10 protein-coding genes are annotated in these 24,558 nt (G+C 61.6%); 2 read left to right on the forward strand and 8 right to left on the reverse strand.

The genetic code is table 11. The features are described from left to right. Positions 1 to 41: 41 nt before the first annotated feature. From HU729_RS09625 to HU729_RS09640, 4 genes are all read right to left on the reverse strand, one after another. A complete protein-coding gene (locus HU729_RS09625) occupies positions 42 to 3,152 on the reverse strand; it encodes a hypothetical protein (protein WP_186709737.1) in 3,111 nt (1,036 codons plus the stop codon). A 130-nt stretch (positions 3,153 to 3,282) separates the two neighbouring features. After that, entirely contained in the window at positions 3,283 to 3,645 is a 363-nt protein-coding gene (locus tag HU729_RS09630) for a hypothetical protein (RefSeq protein ID WP_186709738.1), read from the reverse strand. Continuing rightward, entirely contained in the window at positions 3,635 to 8,233 is a 4,599-nt protein-coding gene (locus HU729_RS09635; RefSeq protein ID WP_186709739.1) for a neuraminidase-like domain-containing protein, read from the reverse strand. The genes HU729_RS09630 and HU729_RS09635 overlap by 11 nt, the downstream gene beginning before the upstream one ends. A gap of 42 nt (positions 8,234 to 8,275) precedes the next feature. Further along, the gene (locus HU729_RS09640) at positions 8,276 to 12,889 is read right to left on the reverse strand and encodes an Ig-like domain-containing protein (protein WP_186709740.1); all 4,614 of its coding nucleotides are present in this window, start codon (positions 12,887 to 12,889) and stop codon (positions 8,276 to 8,278) included. A 486-nt stretch (positions 12,890 to 13,375) separates the two neighbouring features. Between HU729_RS09640 and HU729_RS09645 the strand changes: the two genes are divergently transcribed. Continuing rightward, positions 13,376 to 14,452, forward strand: coding sequence for an autotransporter outer membrane beta-barrel domain-containing protein (locus HU729_RS09645; RefSeq protein WP_186709741.1), 1,077 nt, complete (start codon positions 13,376 to 13,378; stop codon positions 14,450 to 14,452). Between the two features lie 45 nt (positions 14,453 to 14,497). On the opposite strand, the gene glgB is transcribed toward HU729_RS09645, so the two are convergent. The 3 genes from glgB to HU729_RS09660 form a co-directional block, all read right to left on the reverse strand. Next, positions 14,498 to 16,708, reverse strand: coding sequence for a 1,4-alpha-glucan branching protein GlgB (gene glgB / locus HU729_RS09650; RefSeq protein WP_186709742.1), 2,211 nt, complete (start codon positions 16,706 to 16,708; stop codon positions 14,498 to 14,500). Positions 16,709 to 16,901: 193 nt separating this feature from the next. Continuing rightward, entirely contained in the window at positions 16,902 to 20,213 is a 3,312-nt protein-coding gene (gene treS, locus HU729_RS09655; protein WP_186669480.1) for a maltose alpha-D-glucosyltransferase, read from the reverse strand. 146 nt (positions 20,214 to 20,359) lie between these two features. Continuing rightward, positions 20,360 to 22,393, reverse strand: coding sequence for an alpha-1,4-glucan--maltose-1-phosphate maltosyltransferase (locus HU729_RS09660; RefSeq protein ID WP_186709743.1), 2,034 nt, complete (start codon positions 22,391 to 22,393; stop codon positions 20,360 to 20,362). A 139-nt stretch (positions 22,394 to 22,532) separates the two neighbouring features. Between HU729_RS09660 and HU729_RS09665 the strand changes: the two genes are divergently transcribed. Next, complete coding sequence (locus HU729_RS09665; protein WP_186709744.1) at positions 22,533 to 22,694, forward strand: hypothetical protein; 162 nt, start codon at positions 22,533 to 22,535, stop codon at positions 22,692 to 22,694. Positions 22,695 to 22,748: 54 nt separating this feature from the next. On the opposite strand, the gene HU729_RS09670 is transcribed toward HU729_RS09665, so the two are convergent. Beyond that, positions 22,749 to 24,410: an AMP-binding protein gene (locus HU729_RS09670; RefSeq protein WP_186709745.1), complete on the reverse strand. Its 1,662-nt coding sequence runs from the start codon at positions 24,408 to 24,410 to the stop codon at positions 22,749 to 22,751. Positions 24,411 to 24,558: the final 148 nt, after the last annotated feature.

Here is a 24,558-nt window from a genome sequence, read left to right on the forward strand (position 1 = left end):
ACACTCAGGGCGGCTTTTGCAAAGACACCTTAAGCGAATCGTTATAACGGTACGCCATATGGCACGTTAACCGGGCATGGGAAGTCGTCTCCTCCAACGGTCAGCACCGAGACCGTTCTCGAAATAGGGCCCAGGTTCCACAATAGAGCTGAGGCACCTTTCAGCTCCCTAGCCACTTTGAATCCTGGATCTGGCACGAACCCTGGATCTGACTTGTTAGTCCACAACGATAATGAATACGACTTATCGGCAACGGGACTACCCTTAACAGCGGTGACAATAAGAATCATGTCCCCTTCGGATGACGCGATTCTAATTCTTAACTCTTTCGCACCGGTGTTGGACAGCATCAAAGACGGCACGAGCGTTATCGGGGTATCGAAGCCGTCGACATAAACTTTCAAGTTGAAATAACCACTGGCCTCCCGGCCTCGCGTGTTCCAACTCACCCCTGCCTCTGAAAGTCTAATTTTTGAGCCGAACTCGGGCACTGACCCCATGTCGCCCTCTTTCAGCGTCTGCGGAATAAATTCCATGCTCGCCGATAGCCTGGCAGCAACCAACGGACTTCCCGCCTTGGCCTTCAATGTGAATGACAGATACTCCTCGCGATAGACTACCGTGGGGTCAGGCAGGAAATGAGGTGTATAAGTCACCTCCGCTTCATCTGCCAACTTGCTGGATAACAACACACATGTCGGAATTGTCAGAACGGTCGAAAAACCCGCGATATGAAAAGCCAAGCCGAATTTCCCACTGAGGTCGCCCCCGGTCACCTCCCACTCCAGCCCCTCTGCAGGCATCACTCTTGACACACCAAAATCGGGAGCGGCCGATACATCCCCTTCCTTCACAGTGTCAGCGGAGAGTGTCATCCGTACCTCTTGCTTCAGGTTTGCCAGAGGGCTATCAGGCTTGGGCGCGATCCTGACGGTCTGGCTCACCAAACGCCGAAACACCAACAGGTCGAAGATCAGGTGGCCGCCTACCCTCACATCCACTTCATCTCTCAGGTCTTGCGACAAAGCAATGCCCAACTTCACCGTCAGGGGTGTTGGAAACGCGTCTGTATGAATGGTCAAGCCGAATGTGCCAGAGACTTTGGCGGACAAAGTCCAGGCCAGTCCTGGAATGGATATCGGTCGTTTTTCTTTGTAAGTCGGAAGCGAAATCAGTTGCGCCTGGGGCAAACTGCCTTCGACGTACTCGATCCACGCTTCGCTCAGAAATTCGCGTTCTAGCGGACTGCCCATTTTCGGCACGATAGCCAGCTTGTGCTCTGCGTTGGAGAGAATAGCCAGCGGCTCAACCAGAGGCACCAGATCCAGCAACACGTCGAACTCATCCTCCATACGTAGCGACAGCAGCCAGCAACTGCCCGTGATCAAGGGCGTCGAGAAACCCGGCACTTGGATGGCCAACCCGAACACACCGCTTGCCTGCTTGCCCATCATCTCCCATCGCAACGCCCCCTCCGAGAAGCCCTGCTCAACCTCGTAATTCGGGTGGGCCTCCATGTCCTCCGGCACCAGGTCATCGCCCACAAACGTCAACTTGGCCTTCAAACCGCTTTCAGCCAAGGGACTTCCGGCTTTTGGCTTGACCTCGACGTAGGACGGCACCATGCGCCGGAATATCCAGGTCGATTCGTCCGATCCACGCTCATCGTCATAGACCAGCTCGGCTTCGTCGGTCAGTGCTCGCGACATCAGCAAGCACGTGTCGACGACCATCGGTTCGTCAAAGCCCTGCATGTGCACCTGCACCCCAAAGGTGCCACTCACCTGCGCACCGGTCAGTGTCCAGCTCAACCCGTCTTCCAACATCGCCCGCCGCTCACCGTAATTGGGCGCGGCAACGACACTGGCCGGTTTCAGGCTGCCGTCGGTGAAGGTCAGCCAGGCTTCTGTTTTCATCTTCGCCAGCGGGCTGCCGGGCTTCAGGGTGACCTTCAGCGTCTGCGCATCGTCTCGCCAGAACAGCGCAGGGCTTACCGGCACAGCGTCTGCAAGCGTCAGCTCGATCTCTTCCTCGAGGTTGGGCGATAGGCGCAAGCCTTTGAGTGACAGGGGCAAAGTCAGCGTCGGCGTGACGACTTCGAGCGTGAAATGATCCCGCTCTACACCAGGCATGATGGTCCAACTGACACCAGCAGCAGTCATTTCCTGCGGTTCGCTCGGGCTGAAGGTGATGTCCAGCTGTGGTGTGCCTCCTGGCCAACCCAAGGCCACCTGTTCGCCTATGAAAAAGTTGTCCGCAGACTTGGGCTTCAAGGTCAACGTATGCTCGCCGACGCTGCCCAGCACCAGGTTGACGTCATCGAAATCAGTGATTGGCCTGTCGTCGAACAACACATCGAACTGGGCCGACCACGGTGAGCGGGAGTACACAGGGATAGCATGTAGCTTGTCGCTTTCCGCGCCGAGGCCATCAACGCATCGGGCGCTGAGCTCTGCGGTGTAGAAGTCGACACCATCCTTCGGCTCAGGGGTGAACTCAAGCGTCGACTTGCCCTGCTCATCCGTTGGGACAGTCTTGTAGAGCACATCGTCGATGTACCAATCCACATCCTGACCAACGATCGTTCGCGCTGGCGCGACAAGGTTGCTCAGCGTTGCGGTCAACGTTGTACTGCTATTCCACTCCAGAACCGGCAGCACGCCATCCCAGGCCACCTCGCTCACTTCATAGCGAAAATCCCCCAACTGCGCCTGGAGCTCATGCTTTTCGGCCCGCCAGTAACTACCCAGGCCCAGCGGTAGCGCGCCGGACATCACCTCCTGGGCGGCACTGGCACCCAAGCTCCAGGTACTGGTCCCGGCATCCGGTTGCGGATAACGATTCTCCTCGTCACTGTCGTCGATATTCAGCAACGGATTCGTTGTCAGCCCGTATGTCGTGGGCGGCGTATCGGCATTCCCCGGCCACAGCACGCTCAGCTTTTGCCCCTGCCAGGCATCGGTGACCTGCAGGCTGTACGTGGCGCCATGGCACAGTTTGAACGGCGGCTGGGGTTGCGGAGCAAGCGATGGCTGATCAGGCTCAGGCGACAGCAAAACCTTCCCTTCGAAGGGGGCCAGGTGCACTTCGGAAATGATGTTGCGCAGGCTCAGTTCATCCTGCCTCCCACCCGTGGGGGTTTCGAACGCCACGCGTATTGTCGAGATCCCCTGGGGTATGTCGATGAGCCTGGGCGTCAACGTATGCCAGGTAGGTTCAGCTTCGGGCTTGGGGTTTTGCTCGTCAGCCTGCCCGGTGGTCTCCGGATTCTTGAGCGCTTGCTCATGGATAACCTGGCCTTGCGCCCCCCCCCGAGAGTGCGTAGACCTTGAGCCAGCAATTTTCGGTAAAGTACAGAACGTTGTACTGGCAGCCCAAGGCATAGCCCTGTGCAACCCCCTCGATCAACGTGAAGTCCTGGTAGAGCCTACCCTCTCGGAAAAGTGAAAGGTACGTGCCGTCTCTGGCATCGTTTTCACGCAGCATGAAGCTGTCTTCGCCTTCGTAAATCCATAGCCCTTCGGAGCCAGCGCTTTGCGTTGGTTTCTGGATGAAGGGATCCTGAAGAAAATCATGCCCTTTGGTAAAGTCTTGCGCACGCGTCGAAATCGGCTGGATACCCTGTGCCTCATGACTATTGCTCATGACTGTCTCCTGGTTGGACATGCCCTCGCCGGACCACACCAGCAAAACGTCCGGCCGCTTCTTCGGGCAACAACGCCTCGACTTGCTCCTCGAACAGTGCACCGCCATACAGCGCGAGGTAGCGCACCTCCATGACGATATCGCTCAGCCCTTGGAGCAGTTCGGTTTGCCGGGCAGCTCGCGGAAACTTCAGGTTCCAGTCGGAGACGGCGCCGGTGCCTTCGAACGGCAAGTAACGGTCATCGCTCTCGGGGGCCGTGACCAACCCGATATCCTGCGTAGCCGACGACAGGCAGACCTGTTGGCTGGGCCGCAAACTTCGCATGACGTAGCGCCCATCACCCTCACCCTGGTCAAGTTGCGGCGACAGGTACTTCACCCCTTCGATATCGGCTTTGGTCAACAATCGGCTCTGCGTCTGGGTCAGGGTGGCGCGGATGTCCTGGTAAGGCCCCAGCAACGCAGGTAGCGACAACGCCACACTGTGCAGGCGCCGCAGGTAATGCCCGGGGTAATCCTGGTTGAACAGCGTTTCACTCAGGCTGAAATCCATTTCGCCGTTCTCGACCAGCGTCTCGAGCAGCGCCGGCCAGTCGCCAAGTGCAGCCCCTTTCTTGTCAAATACCTGGCCCTGTTCGATCAGTGCACGCAGCGACACGGTCTTGCGCAGCTCCAGATGACGCTCGTTGCGCAACAAGGCTTCGGCTTCCAGGCGATGCAGGTCCAGGCGCAGTTCGCCTGCGGCATTGAGGCCATGCCGATCTGCCTGCCAGACCGAGGCACGCACGATGCGTTTGTCATAGTTGCCCGTCTCGTACTGCCAGCAAGCTTCGGCACTGTTGCACAAGCCCACCGCGACATCGAACAACGTCGCATGCCAGGCGGTCACCTGCGACCTCAGCCAGCGATACAGCGATACGTTGGTCGATTTGCTCTGGTAGAAGGCGTACATCTGCTGGGCCTGGTCCAGCACCTTGCGGCTGTGATCGAGCGAGTTCCTGGCGGCCTGGGTTGCGCAGGCCTGGGCCTTGACCTGCTCGGCGATGACATCGATATCCTTGCTGGCCAAGGTGGCCTGCAACTGCCATTCCTGTCGGCGACGCTTGTAGGTCGACGTCTCGCGCATGATGTCACCGGAGATCTGCAATGCACTCCCCGCCAGGAACAGCAACTGAGCACCGCTCATGATGGGGGCGGTCGTATCCCCCCTGTCCTGCGCCATTCCGAAGATCCTGGGCGCCATCTGTGTCGCGTAGTAGGCGCTCAATGCGCTGGAACCCCCGCTATTGATAGCCCCACCTGCGTGATGGGCAACCATTGCCGAGATTTCCAGAACAGACATGTCTTGGCTGACCAGCTCGGTATAGTGCGCGTATCGAGTCTGGGCGGCGAGCGCTTGCTTGGACAATACCCCTTCCTGCTGCTCCTGCTGCTCGAGCAACTGCTCCTGGATGGCAATGGTGTATCCGGCGATCTCGGCGGCGTGCTGGTATTGCAACGCTTCAAGCCCGGTGCGCTCCTCCTGCTCCATGAGGCCACGCAGTTGCTCGGAGAACTGGGTCAGGGTCGCCACCACCTCATGAGCCTTGGCGATCAGGGTACGGAAACGATACGGCGGCACCACCGTGCGCTGGCCCATCAGGTGCGACAGGTTGGTACCGCCCCCCATGCGTGCCATAAGCAAGTCGAACGGGTTCGCAGCCGGTGCATACAGTGGCAGCACCATGGGTCGTCCGTCGAGGGTCAGGAAGTGCCGCAGGTTGTAGAAGCGCTCCGCCAGCAATTGCCAGAGGTCCAGCAACTGCCGATTGACCGGCAAGCGGAAGGCCGGATGTGCCGCCACTCCAGCCCAGAAGAAGGTCGACAGCTGCTTGGGCAAGTTGGCCGGGACAATGTCCTGGCCACTATCCGCCAACAGCATGTCGGTCGGCTCGACAGCCAGTACCTCGCTGACCGTTTTCGGTTGCCAGGTATTGATTGCCCGCGCATCCGGCACCTCTCCCATGAGGTCCGCGGCCATGCGGTACAACAGCCAGGCGTGGGCCAGGCCGTCGCGGGTCTGGTAGCGATAGTGCTGGTCGGCTTCGCCGATCAGCATGTTCACGTACTGCACGAACACGGCCTTGCGATAATGCGACGGCGCGCGCAGCGCGATGACATGCGGCTCGATCAGCTCGTGGTCGAGCCCTGCCGCCTGAGTGTCATCCTGAAGCAACCAAGCGCAGTTCCAGTAGTCAGGGCCGGGGATCGCCCTGGGCGGCTGCTTCTGGTAGGGGTTGAAGATCAACCCCAGCCAGCGCCGGGCATCGGCGAAGCGTTCCTCTTCCTGCAGACGCGATGCGATCAGATGGGGGACATGGAAGAACAACTCACGCAGGTAGCTGCCATAGGCATCGAACATGTGCAGCAACGGGTCCGCCGCACTTGGCTGCCACCCCTGATACACCGCGCCGGCCAGCTGCTTGCGGTATGCCGGCTCCTGCCGGTGCTGCGCATCCCAGGCGAACACGGCCTGGGGCGAGGCTTCGGCGCGATTGATCAAATCGGAAACATGCTGGGAGTTCAGCCGCACGGTCAAGGGCGCGCTGGCGCCACCGATGGCATTGAACACGAGGAAGTCGGTACCGTCGGACTGTTGGTGAATATATGGAATCGTTGTATCGGCCAGACTCGAGGTGGCGCCCCAGGTCACCGTGAAGGTGGCGGGCGCTTCACCAGCGGCGGTAACTTCGAAGATTGCCGAGCCCGTTAGAGGAATGTCCTCCAGACGGCTCCAGGTGCTGACGGCATGCTTATTGAGAACCCAGGGCCCCGACCAGCATGTTGTCGATTTATCGCCTTGCCGATGTAGGAGTTCCACTTTCGGCAAACGGATACTTTCAACAGTCCCATTGACTCGGTTTCGCGTGCTCTGCAGCGGCAGGCCCGACGCTTCATCGATAATGACCGTGAAACCCATGCCTTCACGGATGTACTCCTTGGAGAGTGGACGCGAAAGTTCCGGTAACGCGAAATTTGTCATACCCGAAAACATGTTGGGGTACCACGTTCCAGTAAAATCGGACCGTTTCAATACCGCCAGGGTCTTACCATCATGCTGGATTGTGATGGACTCAAAGTTCGGGGCACCATGCGTGACGGCGATAAAATTAAGTTGCGTTTCGCCTCGTGATTCAATGGCGTATAGTCGGAAATCCACGTAAAGACCGTAGTAATCCCAACCAATTTCGTCAAACAACAGGGCCAATGTCTGAAAACGCATGCGCAACTCGCTGGAGCGTGCACGTACTCGCAGTGAAGGCGCCGTCGGGCCCTGCTCGAGTACAGCATCGAGTGCAATATGAGGGTTGCCACTCGGCTTGATGCTTTTCACCGCAGCATCGACCGCTGCAATACGCTGCGAAAAGGCCAAGCGGCTCGCGCTACCTGTGAATCGTCGAGAAAGGGCTGCGCTGTTGATAGGATCGATAGCGGGTGCGGTCCCACGTTTCAAGACATCCCGTTGAAGGCTGAATCTCTCCTCCCAGGCGTCATTGTCCGACGTATCGTGAACAGCAACGAACAGTTGATCGTCATCCCCGTTCACGCGCCCAAGCGCAACCGCCATCACCCTGAAATGTTTCACTTTAGAGGGTATCTGCGACGAGTCGTCAGAACCGGTAACCTCGACGTCGTGCTGCCACAGTCGCTCCGGCGTAGTCCACTGGTTATCGAGCCCAAGGTGAATGATGTCCAAGGTCAGCGCATACGAACGCTTGTTGCTTTCTTCACCATTCGCACCGAGGACCTTTGTCGGTGCAGTGAAGTACCACCAGATCACGTGCAACCGACCACCGAACAACACCGGACACATCTGCAACATTGTCGTGCCCGGCGGAATGCTCACCGGTTTCCATTCCGACCACGCATCGGGCTGGATATAAGTGGAGGCCTGGTCCAGACGTACCTGGACCTTGCGCCAGTAATAGGCGCAGGGCGAGGCATTGTCCTTGCCCAGCAAGTAGTAATCGGCGTTGGCGTAGGCATACCCTGGGAACTGGTCGGCATCACGGTGCCCGTCGCGATAGTCGATGTAACCGGCCTGGACCCGGATGTTGTTCAGAAACTCATAACCCTTCAGATAGTTCAGCAGCGCCTTCTGAACACCCGCATCATCGATTCGTCCCTGCGCCAGGTCGTTCTCGAGGGTCTTGAACAGCTCCGTCTTGTCCAGACGCAGTTCGGCACGGATATAGTTTTCCGGGTAGTCCTCCATCATCTGGTAGGCCGCCCATAACGAGTAGGTCGACATGGCCTGCTGCCAGAAAAGAGTCAACTCGGGGGCGAAATCCTTGCCGTAGCCCTGTTCGATATTGTTGAGGATCGCGTTGACGTAGGTCTGGACACAGGCGATTGCCTCGGCCAACGCGGACGTGGTGACCTTGGCGCTGACCTGGGTGTCGGTCATCAGGTAACGGTCCAGGTGATCGGCCGTCATCATGCTCAGGCTACCGGCCTGCAGCTTGTCCGGTAGTACGTGGTGAATGGCATAGGCACTCAGCGCGTCGCGCCATTGTTCCGCGAGTTGTTGGCTCAATTCAGTCTTCATATGGGCCTCGCTGCAAAAGCTCGAAAGTCGATGGGGCTACAGTCATTTCTGTGCTCCCTTGATCACGACATCAGTCAGGTTCGACGGATAAGTGGCGTCATAGGAGAATCCGAACTTCAGCCCTACATCCGTCTTCAGGCCCACGGGTCGACTGGTGATGGTCCAGGTCACGCCATCTTCGCCCAGTGCGTTGTCGGCACCCGGCGCGGGCGAGATCACCAAGCCCAACGAAGCTGCCGAGTTGCGGCCACTGACGTGAAGAGACATCGGCTGGCCGATCAGCGAATGGCCGGCAGCCACGCGATAGGTCAAGGTGTGCGGCGTTTCCCCTTCGGAAGGCGGCGTAATGACGATCGCCCCCTCCAACGGTTTGCCGTCGAATTCGATCGTCAACCCGAGGGGCTCGAGGAAGGTCACCGGCTCGAACGGCTGGGACTGCGCCTTGCCCCAGCTCGCGGATACCGTACGCTGGCCAGCCGTGGTGCTTTTGAGATCGAAGCGGGCAATACCATCACTGCCTGTCAAGCTGACAGCGGGCTCGGCCACACGCGTGCCGCCTTCACTGACGCTCCAGGTGATGGGGTAGCGCGCCACGGGGATGCCATCGGAAGTGGCGATATGGATGTCATACTCCACCGTGCTGATGCCATCGGCCAACGGCCAGCTCCCCATCTTCCTGTACTGCCGCATCACCGCATCGGGAAGCACGTCGAACGCAAGATCCTTGCTGTGATAGGCCTCTGCGGTTTCATCGGCAGTACTGAGGGTCACGGTCACCTTCACCCGCCCAGCCGTACCGACCTGCAGTACGGCTCGACCCAGCCCGGCTCCATCACTGGTTTTGTCGGCGCTGACCAGTTCGCCCCCTTCAAGCAACCAGGACATCGCCTGGCCAGCGACCGGCTCGCCATCAAGCCCCAGAACCCTGGCCTGAACCGTGATCGGCTCATCCACGACCAACGCAGATTGCAGTACGAGCGAACTGATGTAGGGTCTGTCGGCAAAGCCAATCTGAACCACAGTGACGTCATCGGGCTTGCCTGCGTACCACGCGCGGACCTCGCCCGAGCCTGCCTCCCGGCTTCTTAGCGCAATCCGGCTGTAGCCGGTGTGGTCAGTCAAGGTTTCACCGATGTTGTCCACAAAGTAGCCGATGGTGGTGGACCAGTTGACCAGACGATCCACCCCATCATTGTCATAACGGTCGACGAGCAGGGCAGCCAAGCGATAAATGCCTTGTCCGCCTGCGAGCTCCAGAGGCGCCCTGGCACCTGGTTGTCCCTCGATCCTGATCAATCGCACCGTCTCTTCGTCACAGTCGATCACCACCGGCGGCGCGAATGCCTTGCCATCGAGCAGGTAGCTGGCCTGCACATGGGCACTGCCCAACTGCGTACCGGCCTGCAGTCGCACCTTGGCCACCCCCTCTTCATCGGTGTAGCTGGAATGGGACTGCAAAACCCCCAGATCGGTGGACCAGGTGACGCGAATACCTGAAACCGGCTCGTTCTGCATATCGAGCAGTTTCAAGGTCACCGTGGTTTCCTGATCAGGCGCCCTGGCGATCAGACGTGTCTCACTCACGGTGCAGCGCGTGGCCAGGCTCTGACGCAGCTCTGCCTCGTCCCGGCGTTGCGCGCTGTCACTGTCGAGGCTGCTGAGCATCTCTTGGGCGGCATCGCGGTAGTCCTGTGTGTCTGAATAGGCAGTCAGCTTGCTGAGTTTCATCAGTGATTCAGCGCTCAGCCCCGTGGTCTCGCTGAGCAGCTTGGTGTCGACCACGATGCGCAACTGGGTCAGATCGCGAATGATGCCATCGGGCGAAACCCGGGCCGCCACGTCCAGCACCTCACGGATCCCCCAACCCAACCAGGCCGAGATACGCTGGGCAGCCGCATCCCTGATCAGACGCTGTTCATTCGCGGTCAGGTCATGCAATCCCTCGATTGCCGAGAAATAGCCCAGCAGTTGTGCTTCCGTTTGCTTGGCCAGACGCAGGCCACGGGCGTAGCGATCGAGATGGTAGAGCGTGTGCAAGGACAAGTCGAAGGCGTCGATACCGAACCGTGCGCGGTGCGCGCGCATCAACAAGCTGGAGAACAACGTGGGCGTCAACTCGAAACGCGTCGCGATTTGTGCACAGCGCTGCATCCGCTGCACCAGCCCCAGCATGGCCTTCATGGCATCGGACTGGGATTGCTGCGGGTCGAAGGCCACCGCACTCTCCAGCAGTTGGTGCACTGTGCCCTCGGCCCAGTAGACCATCGGGATCGCCATGTCGGCATTGACCTTCAGAAGCTGTGAAAGACCCTGTTGAACGACGCCCCACTGCTGCGAACGAATGCGCAGGACCACGCCGAGAATAATGCCGGTCAGGCGCTCCTTTTCAGCGCTGTCCATATCGGGCAACTGGCTTTTGCCGGCGCTGGCCAACTGATCGACCGCCGCCTTGATTTCCCGCTCGGCAAATTGCTCGTACTGTTCCGGGTCGAAGTCCTGTTCGGGGTCGCCAGTGTCCGCCAGCAAGCCCTGCTCATCGACGACCTGTACCAAGGCTTTCAACCACTCACCTGCAGGTAGGGCCAGAACACCGGCATCCAGCAGGGCCTGCTCGAAGGCCTGGAAAGGTAGCAACTGAGTCTTGAGTTCGCCGAACAGTGCAGAGATTTCCTGGGGCACCACATCGGGCGTCTCGACCGGCAGCAACTGCTGCACCAGCCAGCTGATCGGCAGGTCCTGCTCCTGACACCAGAGCACGCAGTGGCTGATGGAATGGATGACGCTGAGGGTGTCGGTCTGGGCAAAACTGCGGTACATGGCATTTTGCGGTGCCCCCGCCAGTTGCAAGGCATAAAGCCCCTCGGGGCTCAGGGTTTCCAACAGTGCCAGCAGCTCGATGGTGGTAACCGAAAGCAGACGGGCCAGCATCGCCACACGGTAGAAGGCACTGACCACGCGCACAGAGCGCTGCAGCTTGTCGCCCCCTTGCCCCTGCATCAACACACGCGACAGGTAACGGAACGTCTCCAGGTTGATGCCCAGCCCGCGGCATAACTGGTCAACGGTACGTTTGCTCACGACATCGTCGCCCGAGAGGCTGAAGTCGCTACCGTCGAGCACCAGACGCGACGTGGGATCGCTGTTGAAGACCCGGTCGAAATGGCTCGCAGTCGCGCCAATGCCGTGAACAGCCATATCCGAGAGCAGCACGGAAAAGTCTTCAGCGCTACAGGCGAAGCGCTCTCGCAAGAACTGGAACAAACCCAAGGCCCGATGGGTATTGACCGTCATCCATAACGGCGAGTCATCGGACTTGATGCGCCTGACTTCGGCGACAGCGCGCTTTTCCGCATCAATTGCCGCACACACCACCTGGTCGGCCTGGGCATAGGTCAGATTCAACGCGCTGGCCACGCGCACCAGACGTTGGACCCGGTCAAACCGCATTTCGGACAAGTTTTCGAAGGTGTGCAGCTGTGGGTCCTGCGCATCGCTGACAACCCCAACCGGCGCTGCCTCGCCGCTGTTGATGAAGCGTGCGACGAACAGGGCCGGCGAAACCTGCTCGGCCAGCACATTGCTGGTCACGTTGTCCGAACGCGTGGGTGCATAGGCCGCCAGGCCGAACAGCGACTCCATCTCATCCTGACTGATCTGCACCGCCTGACAGAAGGTCACCACCTTTTGCAGGTACATGGCATTCGGCACTCCGAAGTTGTCCTCGAAGAACGCCTGATGCCGCTCCCCGGGCTCATCGGACTGTGTCTTCAGCCCACGACTCTGCGCCGCTGTGCCGAAGTAGGGTGGCTCGATCAGCAGGGCACGCAGCAGCGGGCCTAGCGTGGCTTCCTGCTGCAGCGCGGCATCGGACCAGGGTGAATGCGCACCGGGCTGGATGAAGTAAGGGTTGTCGATGTCCGACAGGCGTGCCACATCACCCATCAGCAGCGAGTTGTGCGACAGCACGGTACGGATCTGCGCCCAATACGCTTCATAGGGAAACTGCTTGATGGGATAGCGAACCTTGAGCAGCTTGTCTTCTGTGGCCGTGCGCTCACTGTCCGCTTGCTGGCGATGTTCTTCGATCAACTGTTCCAGGACATGGATGATCACCTCGACCTGCGGCAGTTCACGGTTCATGAACGCCTCATCGATCAGGCGCTCGAACAGATCAGGGCGCCGGGTTTTTAGCGTCAGGATCAGATCCGCATCGCCCTGGGCCTCGACGTGATCCTGGATGAACGTCAGTAGATCGATGAGGTAGGCCACTGGCGAGGTGGTGGCATCCACCGCCTGCGGATGTGCGTTGTTGCCCCAACTGGGCAAGAACTGATTTTCGAAGGTCGGGCCTCTGGATAAGTCCAGAGGGCCCTTTAGCTCATCTGAGGGGCGGCGCGCCCCGGCAATCAGGCGCTTTTCCCGGAAAGTACGCATCATCGCCGCTGCCGCAGCATTCAGACGCCCCTTCAGTCGCTGGGCTTCGTCGCTGTGCAAGCTCGGATAATGCGCCATCAGCGCATCGGTCGTCTTGCACTGCAGGCCAATGATCGAGTCTTGCTCCAGGGTCGCTGGGGTGAGTTTGACTTTGATTCCCGGCTCGGTGTCCAGCAGTCTGTCGAGTAGGCCAACTTGTTTGCGGCTCTGGCGTTTGGCCATGGTTTCCCCCTGGCGATCCTTGGCGTGAGCGAGCGAAGCGGGCCTGCGTTGCGCTGGCCCTTTCGTGGGTGTCACTGGATGCTAGGTACAAATACGCCCGAGCGAAACTGACAGAATTAGCAGGTAGCCAGTCGATCAAAGGGCCGCTAATACAGCCAAACCTGGCTAGCAATGTTTTGGCATAACCAAACCCAGACAAAGAACCCACATTACTAACCGAAGGACAATCACACGCTTATTCAACGCGTTACCCGTCACAACACAATTTTCTGATCGCACCAACCTTTTCTTGACGCAAGGCGCCAGCTCTCCTTAGCTGAACATATCGCCCACTGCGAAAACTTCGCGCCGAGCTCTCTGGCCCGCGTCTTTACGCGCGCCAGCAAACTCCGCGTGCTGGTTTGTGTCGCCCCCTGTTTCGTGTCGTACAGCTCGTGACACCAGGCCAGGCCTTGGCTGTTACCCACAAGAAACAGGAGATCCGCCATGAAACGAGCATCGAATCCTTTGCGCTTCGACCGGCTGTTCTGTGCGGTTTCCACGTCGCTGCTTCTGGCAACCCCGGTGGAAACGTTCGCGCTCGACCTTGACGAAGAGACCCCTTTCGCCAGCCCGTTGCAGCCACCGGCGATACCCCTGCTGTCGCTCAATCCTGTGAGCGCCAGTGGCCTGGGGATGGGCACCCTGCAGGCGTTCTCCGAACGCATGAGTGCGCGTCACGGGGATGTGCCGATGGGCATGGTCGCCAGCCAATGGGCACAGTTCTTCCCCGGCGCCCCGCACCCGACCTCCGTGCCGCCAGCGCGGCTTGAGGCGCCCAGCCAGCAGTTGACGATCGGCCCGGACCTCTTCGTACGTGAGACCGCCGGCGGTAACGTGCACCGCGCCGGGGTGTTCGTCGGCCACAACAACCTACAGAGCAGCTTCAACGGCATGCGCTCCCTGCTCGGTGACAAGCAGCGCAACGCGGTCAACCTCAGCGGCGAAAGCCTGGGCGTTTACTGGAGCATGACCCACGACCAGGGCTGGCATGTGGATGCAGTGGCCATGGGCACGCGCATCGATGTCAACGGTCGCAGCCAGAGCGGCCAGCGCCTGGATGACAGCGGCCATGCCATGACCTTCTCGGTCGAGGGTGGCTTCCCCATCGGCCTGGGCAACCACTGGGTGATCGAGCCGCAGGCGCAGTTGATCAACCAGCAGTTCTTCCCCGCCGGCCAGGCCCAGGCCGAGACCCTGCAGGCGTTCGACAGCCAGCCGAGCTGGAGTGGCCGGGTGGGCGCGAAACTGTCGGGGCGCTACGAAGTGCGGGGCATGCCAATCGAACCCTATGTGCGGACCAACGTCTGGTACGACTTCAACAACAGCGATGCGGTAAAGCTGGATCAGGTCGACAAGATCTCCAGCTCGCGCAGTGCAGCGACCGTGGAACTTGGCCTGGGTTTGGTGGCGCGGGTCACGCCGACGGTGGCGCTGTTCGTCAGCGCCGACTACAGCAGTGATGTGGATGACAACGATCTGAATGGGCTGATCGGAAGCCTTGGGGTACGGATGCGCTGGTGATCAGCGCATGCGGCGCATCCCCCTGCAGGAGGATGCGCCGTGACATCAGGCAGGTTTCATGACTAGAACGCCCAACGGCGGCAGGTTCAAGGCCAGCGACAGCGGCTGCCCATGACTTGCCACCGCTTCACCGGCCACCGCCCCGAGGTTGCCGACGTTGCTCCCGGCATACAGCTCGGCATCGCTGTTGAGCAGCTCGATCCAACGCTCGCCGAACGGCACGCCGATACGGTAACCCTCACGCGGCACCGGGGTGAAGTTGGCCACCACCAGCAGCGGCTCGCCGGCGCTGCTCCAGCGTAGCCAGGCATACACGCTGTTGACGGCATCGTCGCCGATCAGCCACTGGAACCCTTGGGGCTGGCAATCCTGCTCGTGCAGTGCCGGCAGCTCGCGGTATAGCCGGTTCAGGTCACCCACCAGCTTCTGCACGCCCTGGTGCTCGGAATACTGCAACAGGTACCAATCCAGTTGATGGTCGTGATTCCACTCGCGCCACTGGCCGAACTCGCAGCCCATGAACAACAGCTTCTTGCCCGGGTGCATCCACATGAACGTCAGGTAGGCACGCAGGTTGGCGAATTTCTGCCAACGATCGCCGGGCATCTTGTCGATCAGCGAGCGCTTGCCGTGCACCACTTCATCGTGGGAGATGGGCAGGATGAAATGCTCGGAGTAGGCGTAGATCAGGCCAAAGCTCATTTCGTTGTGGTGATGGGCACGGTGTACCGGATCGTTCTGGATGTAGTGCAAGGTGTCGTGCATCCAGCCCATGTTCCACTTGTAGGCGAAGCCCAGGCCGCCCTGCTGCGTGGGTTGGCTGACGCCCGGCCAGGCCGTGGATTCCTCGGCGATGATCAGCGCACCGGGCGCCTCGTGCATTGCGATGTCGTTGAGCTGACGAATGAAGTCGATCGCCTCGAGGTTCTCACGCCCGCCATGGCGGTTGGGCACCCACTCGCCGGCCTTGCGCGAATAGTCGCGGTACAGCATGGAGGCCACGGCATCGACACGCAGGCCGTCGATATGGAAATGCTTGAGCCAGTGCAGCGCCGAGGCGAGCATGAAGCCTCGCACTTCGTTGCGGCCAAGGTTGTAGATCAGCGTGTTCCAGTCCTGGTGAAAGCCTTCGAGTGGGTTGTCGTACTCGTACAGCGCGGTGCCGTCGAAGCGTGCCAGGCCGTGTTCGTCGGTGGGGAAATGCGCCGGCACCCAGTCGAGAATCACGCCGATGCCGCCCTGGTGGCAGGCATCGATGAAGGCAGCAAAATCCTCCGCACTGCCGTAGCGGGAGGTTGGCGCGAACAGCGACAGCGGCTGGTAGCCCCAGGAGCCGCCGAAGGGATGCTCCATGATCGGCAGCAGTTCGATATGGGTGAAACCCAGCTCTTGCACATAGGGCACCAGGCGTTCGGCCAGCTCGCGCCAGTTGTGGAAGCGTGCGACCTCACCGGCTTCGTCCAGCTCGCAGCGCCAGGAGCCGGCGTGCAGTTCGTAGACCGATAGCGGCGCACTGTAGGCATGGCGCTGGGCCCGCTGCTCCATCCACTGCTGGTCGCGCCAGTCGTGGCTGAGTGCCCCTGCGACCTTCGAGGCGGTGCTCGGCGGCAGTTCGGTGGCGCGGGCCAGGGGGTCGGCCTTCAGCGGCAGCACACCGTCCGCCCCCAGCACTTCGAACTTGTAGGTTTCGCCCACGGCCAGGCGCGGGATGAACAGCTCCCACACCCCGGCATCGTGGCGCAGACGCATGGGGTGACGACGGCCGTCCCAGTTGTTGAAGTCGCCCACCACCGAGACACGCCGGGCGTTGGGCGCCCAGACCGAGAAGCACACGCCGTCGACGCCGTCGACCTGGATCGGCTGGGCACCGAAGCGCCCTGACAGGTCGCGATGATTGCCCTCGGCGAACAGGTACAGATCCATGTCGCCAAGCTGCGGGCCGAAGCTGTAGGGATCCTCGGTGATCTGCTCGCCACCGGCCCAGCCAATCTGCAGCAGGTAGGGCTGGCGCTCGTCCAGGTATGCGCTGAACAGGCCCGGCAGGCTGCCCTGCTCCATCTCGGCGAGAATGCGCCCGTCGTGACGCGCCAACACCCGGGCGTTCAAGGCGCCTGGCAGGAAGGCGCGGATGACTTCGTCGCCCGCCCCGTCGACGTGCGGGCCGAGCACCGCGAACGGATCTGCGTGCGCGGCGCTGGCCAGGGCGTCGAGATCGCGTTGGCGAAGGCCGCCGTTGCTACGCATTGATGCATTCATCTCACTGCCCCTTTCCATGTATTTGTCAAAGTAACGCAGTGCCTGGCACGGGCTGCGCCCATGATCGCGGGACGAGCCCGCTCCCACAGGATTACCAGCGCCCCCCGCCTGCACCACAGTACCTGTGGGAGCGGGCTCGTCCCGCGATCATGGGCGCAGCCGGTGCCAGGCAACACCGCCTTCCCTACAGAGCTCATGCTTCGCCCCAGGTACTGATCAACCCATGCAGACCATGCAAAGGCACGGCCAGCCAGCCGGGTCGGTTGTCGGCTTCATAAGTGATTTCGTAAGCGGCCTTTTCCAGGCAGAACAGCTCCAGCGCGGCGCGCTCGCCCTCGGCGTGCTGCCAGGCATGGGCAATGGCGGCGGTGGCCAGGCCATAGGCTTCGACGAAGGCATGACGCGACTGATGCAGGTACTGCCGGGCAACCCGTTGACGGGCCTGGCGCGCGGCATCGGACAGGTCTACCGCCGAGGCGCTGCGCAGGATCATCGCTGCAGCATAGTCGAACGAGCGCAGCACGCCGCTGACATCCTTGTACGGGCTGTGCTTGGCCCGGCGCTCGTCCAAAGGCCGCGCTGGCTCGCCTTCGAAATCGATCAGGTAGGCATCGCCTTGCACCACCAGTACCTGACCCAGATGCAGGTCGCCATGCACCCGCATCAGCAAGCCGCCCTGGGCCTGGCGTGCGAGTGTATCGATGTGCTGGGCAAGGCCTTCGCGTTGCTGCTGCAGGTCATCGACCAACGCCTGGCTTTCGCCGTCCAGCTCCTCGCGATGCTCGGCCAGCAGGTCGAGGGCATGACTGAGCTCGGCATTGATCTGTCGCCCCCAGCGCTGGCTGTCCTGGCTGTCGCTGGGGCGCGGTGCAAAGGCCGGGTCGGCGGTGGGCGCGGCCAGCAAAAGGTGCATCTCACCCAGGCGCTGCCCCAACAAGGTGGCAAAGCCCGAAAGCTCCGACAAGGCATCGGTGTGCGCCTCGGCACTGGTCTGCGTGGGTTCCATCTCGTCGCGGATCGCTCGCTCCAAGGTGTTCTGGGTCCACGACCAGGCATCGCCCTGGTTGCTCAGGTAACCCTGGGCAATCATCAGCAGGTGCGATTGCGCCTGCTCATCCACACGACTGACCCAGGCCAGCAACGGCGAGATATTGGCAAAGCCGGCCGCCGTGAGATAAGCGCTCATTTCCAGCTCCGGGTGAACGCCCGGATTGACCCGCCGGATCAGCTTGAGCACCACACGTTCACCGATCACCACCGAACTGTTGGACTGCTCGGCACTCAGGTAGCGCACCTCACTGTCCTCACCCAGCGCCAGGTCAGCCAGTTGCCCGGTGCACTCGAAGCGCAGCTCGCCGGCACTTGAGGGCAAGCGGGTATCATCCTCGCAGGCGCGCAACACCGCCCGCACGAACGACTCCTGCACGAAGGCATCGGTGATCAGCCCGACCTGTCGACCTCGGCGTACCCGCGACAACGCCAGCTGCTGAGGCAAGGCGCTGTGGATCTGCTCTTCAGGCAGCAGGCCGAACGGCAGTTGGTAGTGGCTGGTCACGCCGTCACTGAGCACCTCCAGCTCGCTGAGCAGCACCGGGGTGGCCGGCGTGCCGAAGCGCACGCCATAGCGAATGCGCACCGCATCGATCGGTCCTTCCTTGCCGGCGAACCAACGGCGCTTGGGCAGGTACTGCGGCAGGATCGACGCCTGCAGGGTGTCCACCGACGGCGCTTCGAGCAACTCCTCCAGACGCTTGCGCAGCACCAATGTGGTCAGTTCAGGCAAGCCTTCGGCAGGCTGGATATGCCAGCTGGGCATGCGGTCGTGGGAAGCCAGCAGGAACCAGTAGAAGGCATACGGCGGCAGGGTCAGCAGGAAGGGTAACTGGCCGATGGGCGGGAAGGCGCTGCCACCAAGCATTTCCACCGGCACCCGCTCGGCATACTGCGACAGGTCCAGTTCGGCGGCCTGCGCCGCGCGCGAAACGTTGGCCACGCACAGGATGGTCTCGCTGTTGCCATCGGCATCGGTGTATTCGCGCACGTAGGCGAGGATGCGCCGGTTGCTCGGGGTCAGCATCTTCAAGGTGCCGCGACCGAAGGCCTTCTGTTGCTTGCGCACCGCGAGCAGACGCCGGTTCCAGTTGAGCAGCGAATGCGGGTCGTGGCTCTGGGCCTCGACATTGACCGTCTGGTAGCCATACAGCGGGTCCATGATCGGCGGCAGCACCAGGCGCTGCGGGTCGGCCTTGGAGAAACCACCGTTGCGGTCCGGCGACCACTGCATTGGCGTGCGCACCCCATCACGGTCACCGAGATAGATGTTGTCGCCCATGCCCAGCTCGTCGCCGTAGTACAGCGTCGGGGTGCCGGGCATCGACAGCAGCAGGCTGGTCAGCAGTTCGATGCGCCTGCGGTCGCGCTGCAACAGCGGCGCCAGGCGTCGACGGATACCGAGGTTGATGCGCGCGCGGCGGTCCTCGGCGTAGTAGTTCCATAGATAGTCGCGCTCGCGGTCGGTGACCATTTCCAGGGTGAGCTCATCGTGGTTGCGCAGGAAGATCGCCCACTGACAGTTGGCGGGAATCTCCGGGGTCTGGCGCAGAATGTCGGTGATCGGAAAACGGTCTTCCATGGCCAGGGCCATGTACATGCGCGGCATCAACGGGAAGTGGAAGGCCATGTGGCACTCGTCGCCATCGCCCTCGCCGAAATACGGGCGGGTGTCTTCCGGCCACTGGTTGGCCTCGGCCAGGAGCATGCGATCGGGGTAGTTGGCGTCGATCTCGGCGCGGATCGCCTTGAGCACGTCGTGGGTTTCGGGCAGGTTCTCGTTGTTGGTGCCGTCGCGTTCGATCAGGTAGGGGATCGCGTCCAGACGCAGGCCATCGACACCGATGTCGAGCCAGAAACGCATGACCTCGATCACCGCTTTCATCACCTGCGGATTGTCGAAGTTCAGGTCCGGCTGGTGCGAGTAGAAGCGATGCCAGAAATACTGACCGGCGACCGGGTCCCAGGTCCAGTTGGACTTCTCGGTGTCGAGGAAGATGATCCGCGTGCCGTCGTACTTCTGGTCGTCGTCCGACCACACGTAGAAGTCCCGCGCCTTGCTGCCGCGCTTGGCGTGGCGGGCACGCTGGAACCAGGGGTGCTGGTCGGAGGTGTGGTTGATGACCAGCTCGGTGATCACCCGCAGCCCCCGCTTGTGCGCCTCGGCGATGAAGCGCCTGGCATCGGCCATGCTGCCGTAGTCGGGGTGCACGGCCTTGTACTCGGCGATGTCATAGCCGTCGTCACGACGCGGCGAGGGGTAGAACGGCAGCAGCCAGAGGGTGTTGACCCCAAGCTCGGCGATATAGTCGAGCTTGCTGATCAGGCCGGCGAAATCGCCGATACCGTCGTTGTTGGCATCGAAGAACGACTTGATGTGCAACTGGTAGATCACCGCATCCTTGTACCACAGCGGGTCGTCGATGAAGGCTGCCGGGCGGGAACGCTTGGCCATGTGCGACTCCTTTCAAGATCGAATTTCGGCGTGAGGCTGTCGGGACCGTTCTGCGGTCCTTCGCGGGTAAACCCGCTCCTACAAAGGCGGCGCAAAACCTGTGGGATCGGGCTTGCCCGCGAAGGGCCGCAACGCGGCCCCTGCATTTACAAGGCTTTCTCGATACGCCAGATCCCGAACGGCTGGTGCCAGGGCTCGATGCGCATCCACTGGGTCTTGCCATGCCAGGTCCAGCGGTGGCCGGTCATCAGGTCCTCGCCTTGCGTATCGGCGTTGTCATCGAGCCCCAGCTCCCACAGCGGCAGTTCGAAGTGCGCCTCCTGGGCGTTGTACGGATCAAGGCTGATGGCGATCAGGATAAAGTTGTCGCGCTCGGGCGTGCGCTTGGCGAAATACAGGATCTGGTCGTTCCAGCAGTTGAAGAAGGCCACGCCCAGATGCGTCTGCAAGGCGCGGTTCTGTCGGCGAATACGGTTGAGTTGGGCAATCTCGGCGACGATGTTGCCGGGCGCGGTGAAGTCGCGCGGGCGGATCTCGTACTTCTCCGAATCCAGGTATTCCTCCTTGCCCGGCAACGGGGTGCCCTCGCACAGCTCGAACCCCGAGTACATGCCCCACAGCCCCGAGCCCATGGTCGCCAGCGCCGCGCGAATGAGAAAGCCGGCGCGCCCACTGGTCTGCAGGAAATAGGGGTTGATGTCGGGGGTGTTGACGAAGAAGTTCGGCCGGTAGCACAGGCTCCACGGCGGCTGGTTGAGCTGCTCGAAGTATTCGCGCAGCTCCTGCTTGGTATTGCGCCAGGTGAAATAGGTGTAGCTCTGCGCGTACCCGACCTTGCCCAGGCGCGCCATCATCGCCGGGCGGGTAAACGCCTCGGCGAGGAAGATCACATCAGGGTACTGGCTGCGCACATTGGCGATCAGCCATTGCCAGAAGGGCAGCGGCTTGGTGTGCGGGTTGTCGACGCGGAAGGTGCGCACACCCTCCTCGACCCAGCCGACCACCACATCGCGCAGTGCCAGCCACAACGAGGGGACAGCGTCAGGCGCATAGAAATCGACGTTGACGATGTCCTGGTATTTTTTCGGCGGGTTCTCGGCGTAGCGAATGGTGCCGTCCGGGCGCCAACTGAACCAGCCGGGGTGCTCGGTAAGCCAGGGGTGGTCCTGGGAACACTGGATGGCGAAGTCGAGGGCGATTTCCAGACCATGCTCGGCGGCGGCGGCGACCAGCCGACGGAAGTCTTCGCGGCTGCCCAGTTGCGGGTGGATGGCGTCATGGCCACCATCGGGGCTACCGATGGCGTAGGGGCTGCCCGGGTCGTCGGGGCCTGCCTGCAAGGCATTGTTGCGCCCCTTGCGGTGCTGCTTGCCGATGGGGTGAATGGGCGGGAAGTACAGCACGTCGAAGCCCATGTCGCGGATCATCGGCAGGCGCTGGTGCACATCGTCGAAGGTGCCATGGCGCGCCGGATTGTCGGTGATCGAACGCGGAAACAGTTCGTACCAGCTGGCAAACAGGGCGCGCTCGCGGTCCACGTCCAGCGGCAGCTCGGGGCTGCGAGTCAGGTAAGCGCGGTGTTCGGCCTGACTCATCAGGCTGGCGCTTTCAGGGCTCAGCAGCAACGCCACCTGATCGTCCGGTGCCAGCGTCGGCAAACGCTGTTGCAACTGTTCGAGCTGCTCGCGCAACGGCCCTTCGCTGCGCTCGATGCCCTTACCCAGCAGCAGCCTGCCCTCCTCCAGCTCCAGCTTGACCTCGACACCGGCGTGGTACTTCTTCTCGAGGTCGTGGCAATAGGTGGCGTAGGGATCGATCCAGGCTTCGATGCCGAACAGGTGCAAGCCCAGTTCCACTGGCGTGAACTCGGCAACCCACAGGTCATTGCCTGCCGACGTCATCGGCACGCCATGCCAGTGGCGGCTGTGGGCCTGGCGCCAGTGCAAGACCACCGCCAGGCGGTCATGACCGTCGCTGTAGACCTTGCTGGTCACCTGCACGGGCTGTCCGCTTACCGCCTTGGCCGCGAAGGTGCCACCGTCGAGTACGGGAGTGGTGTCCTCGATCACGATGCGTGGCGCCAGCAAGGCCTGGGACAGGCTGATGGCCTGGTCGGGATGATCGTTGGCCTTGGGCACTTGCTCGAAAGGCGCTTTTGCGACGGGCTCATTACCGGACATCGAACCTTGCTCCCCTAAGCTGGTGGCGGTAAGGGTTCAGAGCCGTGGGTGCGCGGCGGGTTCAAAAAAATTGAGCGAATGGCTGGTACGGCAGGTCGAAGCCTGCACAACCTCTTCATCCACTGCGCGAGGTCAGGCCATGAACATTCCCACTCCACCGGAGACGCCCGATCCGAACATCGACGACCCGGCGCTGCCGCCGCCGGTGCCCGAGGAAGATCCGGACGAACTGCCGATCAAGCCGACCGTGCCGCCGACGGTGGGTGATCCGCCGAGCGAGGAGCCGCCGGTGAAAGCTTGAGGATAGCTGCAAGTGGCGAGTTGCAAGCGGCAAGCTGCGCCCGCCGCTTGAACTTTACATCTGCATTTCTTCGATGCTGATCTCGCGCATCCTGAACTTCTGCACCTTGCCGGTCACCGTCATCGGGAACGCTTCGACGAAGCGGAAATGCCGCGGCACCTTGAAGTGCGCGATGCGTGCCTTGCACCAGGCCTGCAAGTCCTCGACCGTGGCGCTGTGCCCGGGGTGCAGCTTGATCCAGGCCACGACCTCTTCACCATAGCGGCTGCAAGGGATGCCGATCACCTGAGCATCGGCAACCGCCGGGTGGGTATGGAAAAACTCCTCGAGCTCGCGCGGGTAGATGTTCTCGCCGCCGCGAATGATCATGTCCTTGTTGCGCCCGACGATGCGCACATAGCCCTGTTCGTCCATCACCGCCAGGTCACCCGTGCGCATCCAGCGCGCCGGATCGATCGCCTGTTGAGTGGCTTCTGGGTTATCCCAGTAACCGAGCATCACGCTGTAGCCGCGGGTGCAGAGCTCGCCGATCTCGCCACGCGGGACGATGGCGCCGTGCGCGTCCACCAGCTTGGTCTCCAGTTGCGGCTGCGTGCGCCCGACCGTGGTCACGCGCAGTTCCAGCTCGTCATCCGGGCCTGTCTGCAGCGACACCGGGCTGGTCTCGGTCATGCCGTAGGCGATCTGCACCTCACCCATGTGCATCTGCTCGATCACCCGGCGCATCACCTCGATCGGGCAGGTGGCACCGGCCATGATGCCGCTGCGCAGGGTCGAGAGGTCCAGGGTGCTGCGCGACGGGTGGTCGAGCATGGCGATGAACATGGTCGGCACGCCATAGAGGATGCTGGCACGCTCTTCGGCCACGGCCTGCAGCGTCAACTCGGGATCGAAGGCGTCGTTGGGGTAGATCATGGTGCTGCCGTGGGTGATGCAACCCAGGTTGGCCATGACCATGCCAAAGCAGTGGTACAGCGGCACCGGGATCACCATACGGTCCCGTTCGCTCAGGCCCAGGCTTTCGCCGACCATGAAGCCGTTGTTGAGGATGTTGTAGTGGCTGAGCGTGGCGCCTTTCGGCGCGCCAGTGGTGCCGGAGGTGTACTGGATGTTCACCGCCTGGTCGAACTGCAAGCCCTGCTGCCTCGCCTGCAACGCCTGGGCATCGACCTGCCCTGCCCGTTCGGCCAGTGCATCCCAGGGCAGAAAGCCTTCGGGCGGGTGCGACGACAGGCTGATGACGCCCTGCAGGTCCGGCAGGCGTTCACTCGCCAGCGGCTGCGCACCCAGCTCGGGCAGCATTTCCTGGACCATCGCGTGATAGTCGGACGACTTGAAGGCATCGGCACACACCAGCCAGCTGCAGCCGGACTGACGCAACACATACTCCAGCTCGCCCACCCGGTACGCCGGGTTGATGTTGACCAGGATCGCGCCGACCTTCGCCGTGGCGATCTGCAGGATGCACCACTGGGCGCAGTTAGGCGCCCAGATACCGACGCGATCGCCACTGGCCACGCCCAGGGCAATCAGGGCCCTGGCATGCACCTCGACCTGCTCGGCCAACGCGCGCCAGCTATAGCGCAGGCCTTGGTGACGCACCACCAGGGCCTCGCGCTCGGGCCAGCGGGCGGCGGTGGCATCGAACGCCTGGCCGATGGTCTGGGTCAGCAGAGGCCGGTCCTGGCGGCCGCGGGTGTAGCTTGGTTGACTCATGAGTGTCCCTTCTTGTGGTTGTTCTGGGCATGACTGAAGCAAGCGGCAATTACTCTGGCGCAGATTTACGTTTACGTAAAGGTGATGTTCCAATTGACAGCCCGGAAAGGCAGGTTTACGTTAACGTCAACCACGAGCACCGACCCTG

Source organism: Pseudomonas sp. RW10S2, from assembly GCF_014268985.1.
Taxonomy (GTDB): domain Bacteria; phylum Pseudomonadota; class Gammaproteobacteria; order Pseudomonadales; family Pseudomonadaceae; genus Aquipseudomonas; species Aquipseudomonas wayambapalatensis.

Bases quoted from the DNA above. Each gene is read 5' to 3' on its own strand.
- HU729_RS09630 (WP_186709738.1), bottom strand. From the start codon at position 3,645: ATGAGCAATAGTCATGAGGCACAGGGTATCCAGCCGATTTCGACGCGT.
- HU729_RS09635 (WP_186709739.1), bottom strand. From the start codon at position 8,233: ATGAAGACTGAATTGAGCCAACAACTCGCGGAACAATGGCGCGACGCG.
- HU729_RS09640 (WP_186709740.1), bottom strand. From the start codon at position 12,889: ATGGCCAAACGCCAGAGCCGCAAACAAGTTGGCCTACTCGACAGACTG.
- HU729_RS09645 (WP_186709741.1), top strand. From the start codon at position 13,376: ATGAAACGAGCATCGAATCCTTTGCGCTTCGACCGGCTGTTCTGTGCG.
- glgB (WP_186709742.1), bottom strand. From the start codon at position 16,708: ATGAATGCATCAATGCGTAGCAACGGCGGCCTTCGCCAACGCGATCTC.
- treS (WP_186669480.1), bottom strand. From the start codon at position 20,213: ATGGCCAAGCGTTCCCGCCCGGCAGCCTTCATCGACGACCCGCTGTGG.
- HU729_RS09660 (WP_186709743.1), bottom strand. From the start codon at position 22,393: ATGTCCGGTAATGAGCCCGTCGCAAAAGCGCCTTTCGAGCAAGTGCCC.
- HU729_RS09665 (WP_186709744.1), top strand. From the start codon at position 22,533: ATGAACATTCCCACTCCACCGGAGACGCCCGATCCGAACATCGACGAC.
- HU729_RS09670 (WP_186709745.1), bottom strand. From the start codon at position 24,410: ATGAGTCAACCAAGCTACACCCGCGGCCGCCAGGACCGGCCTCTGCTG.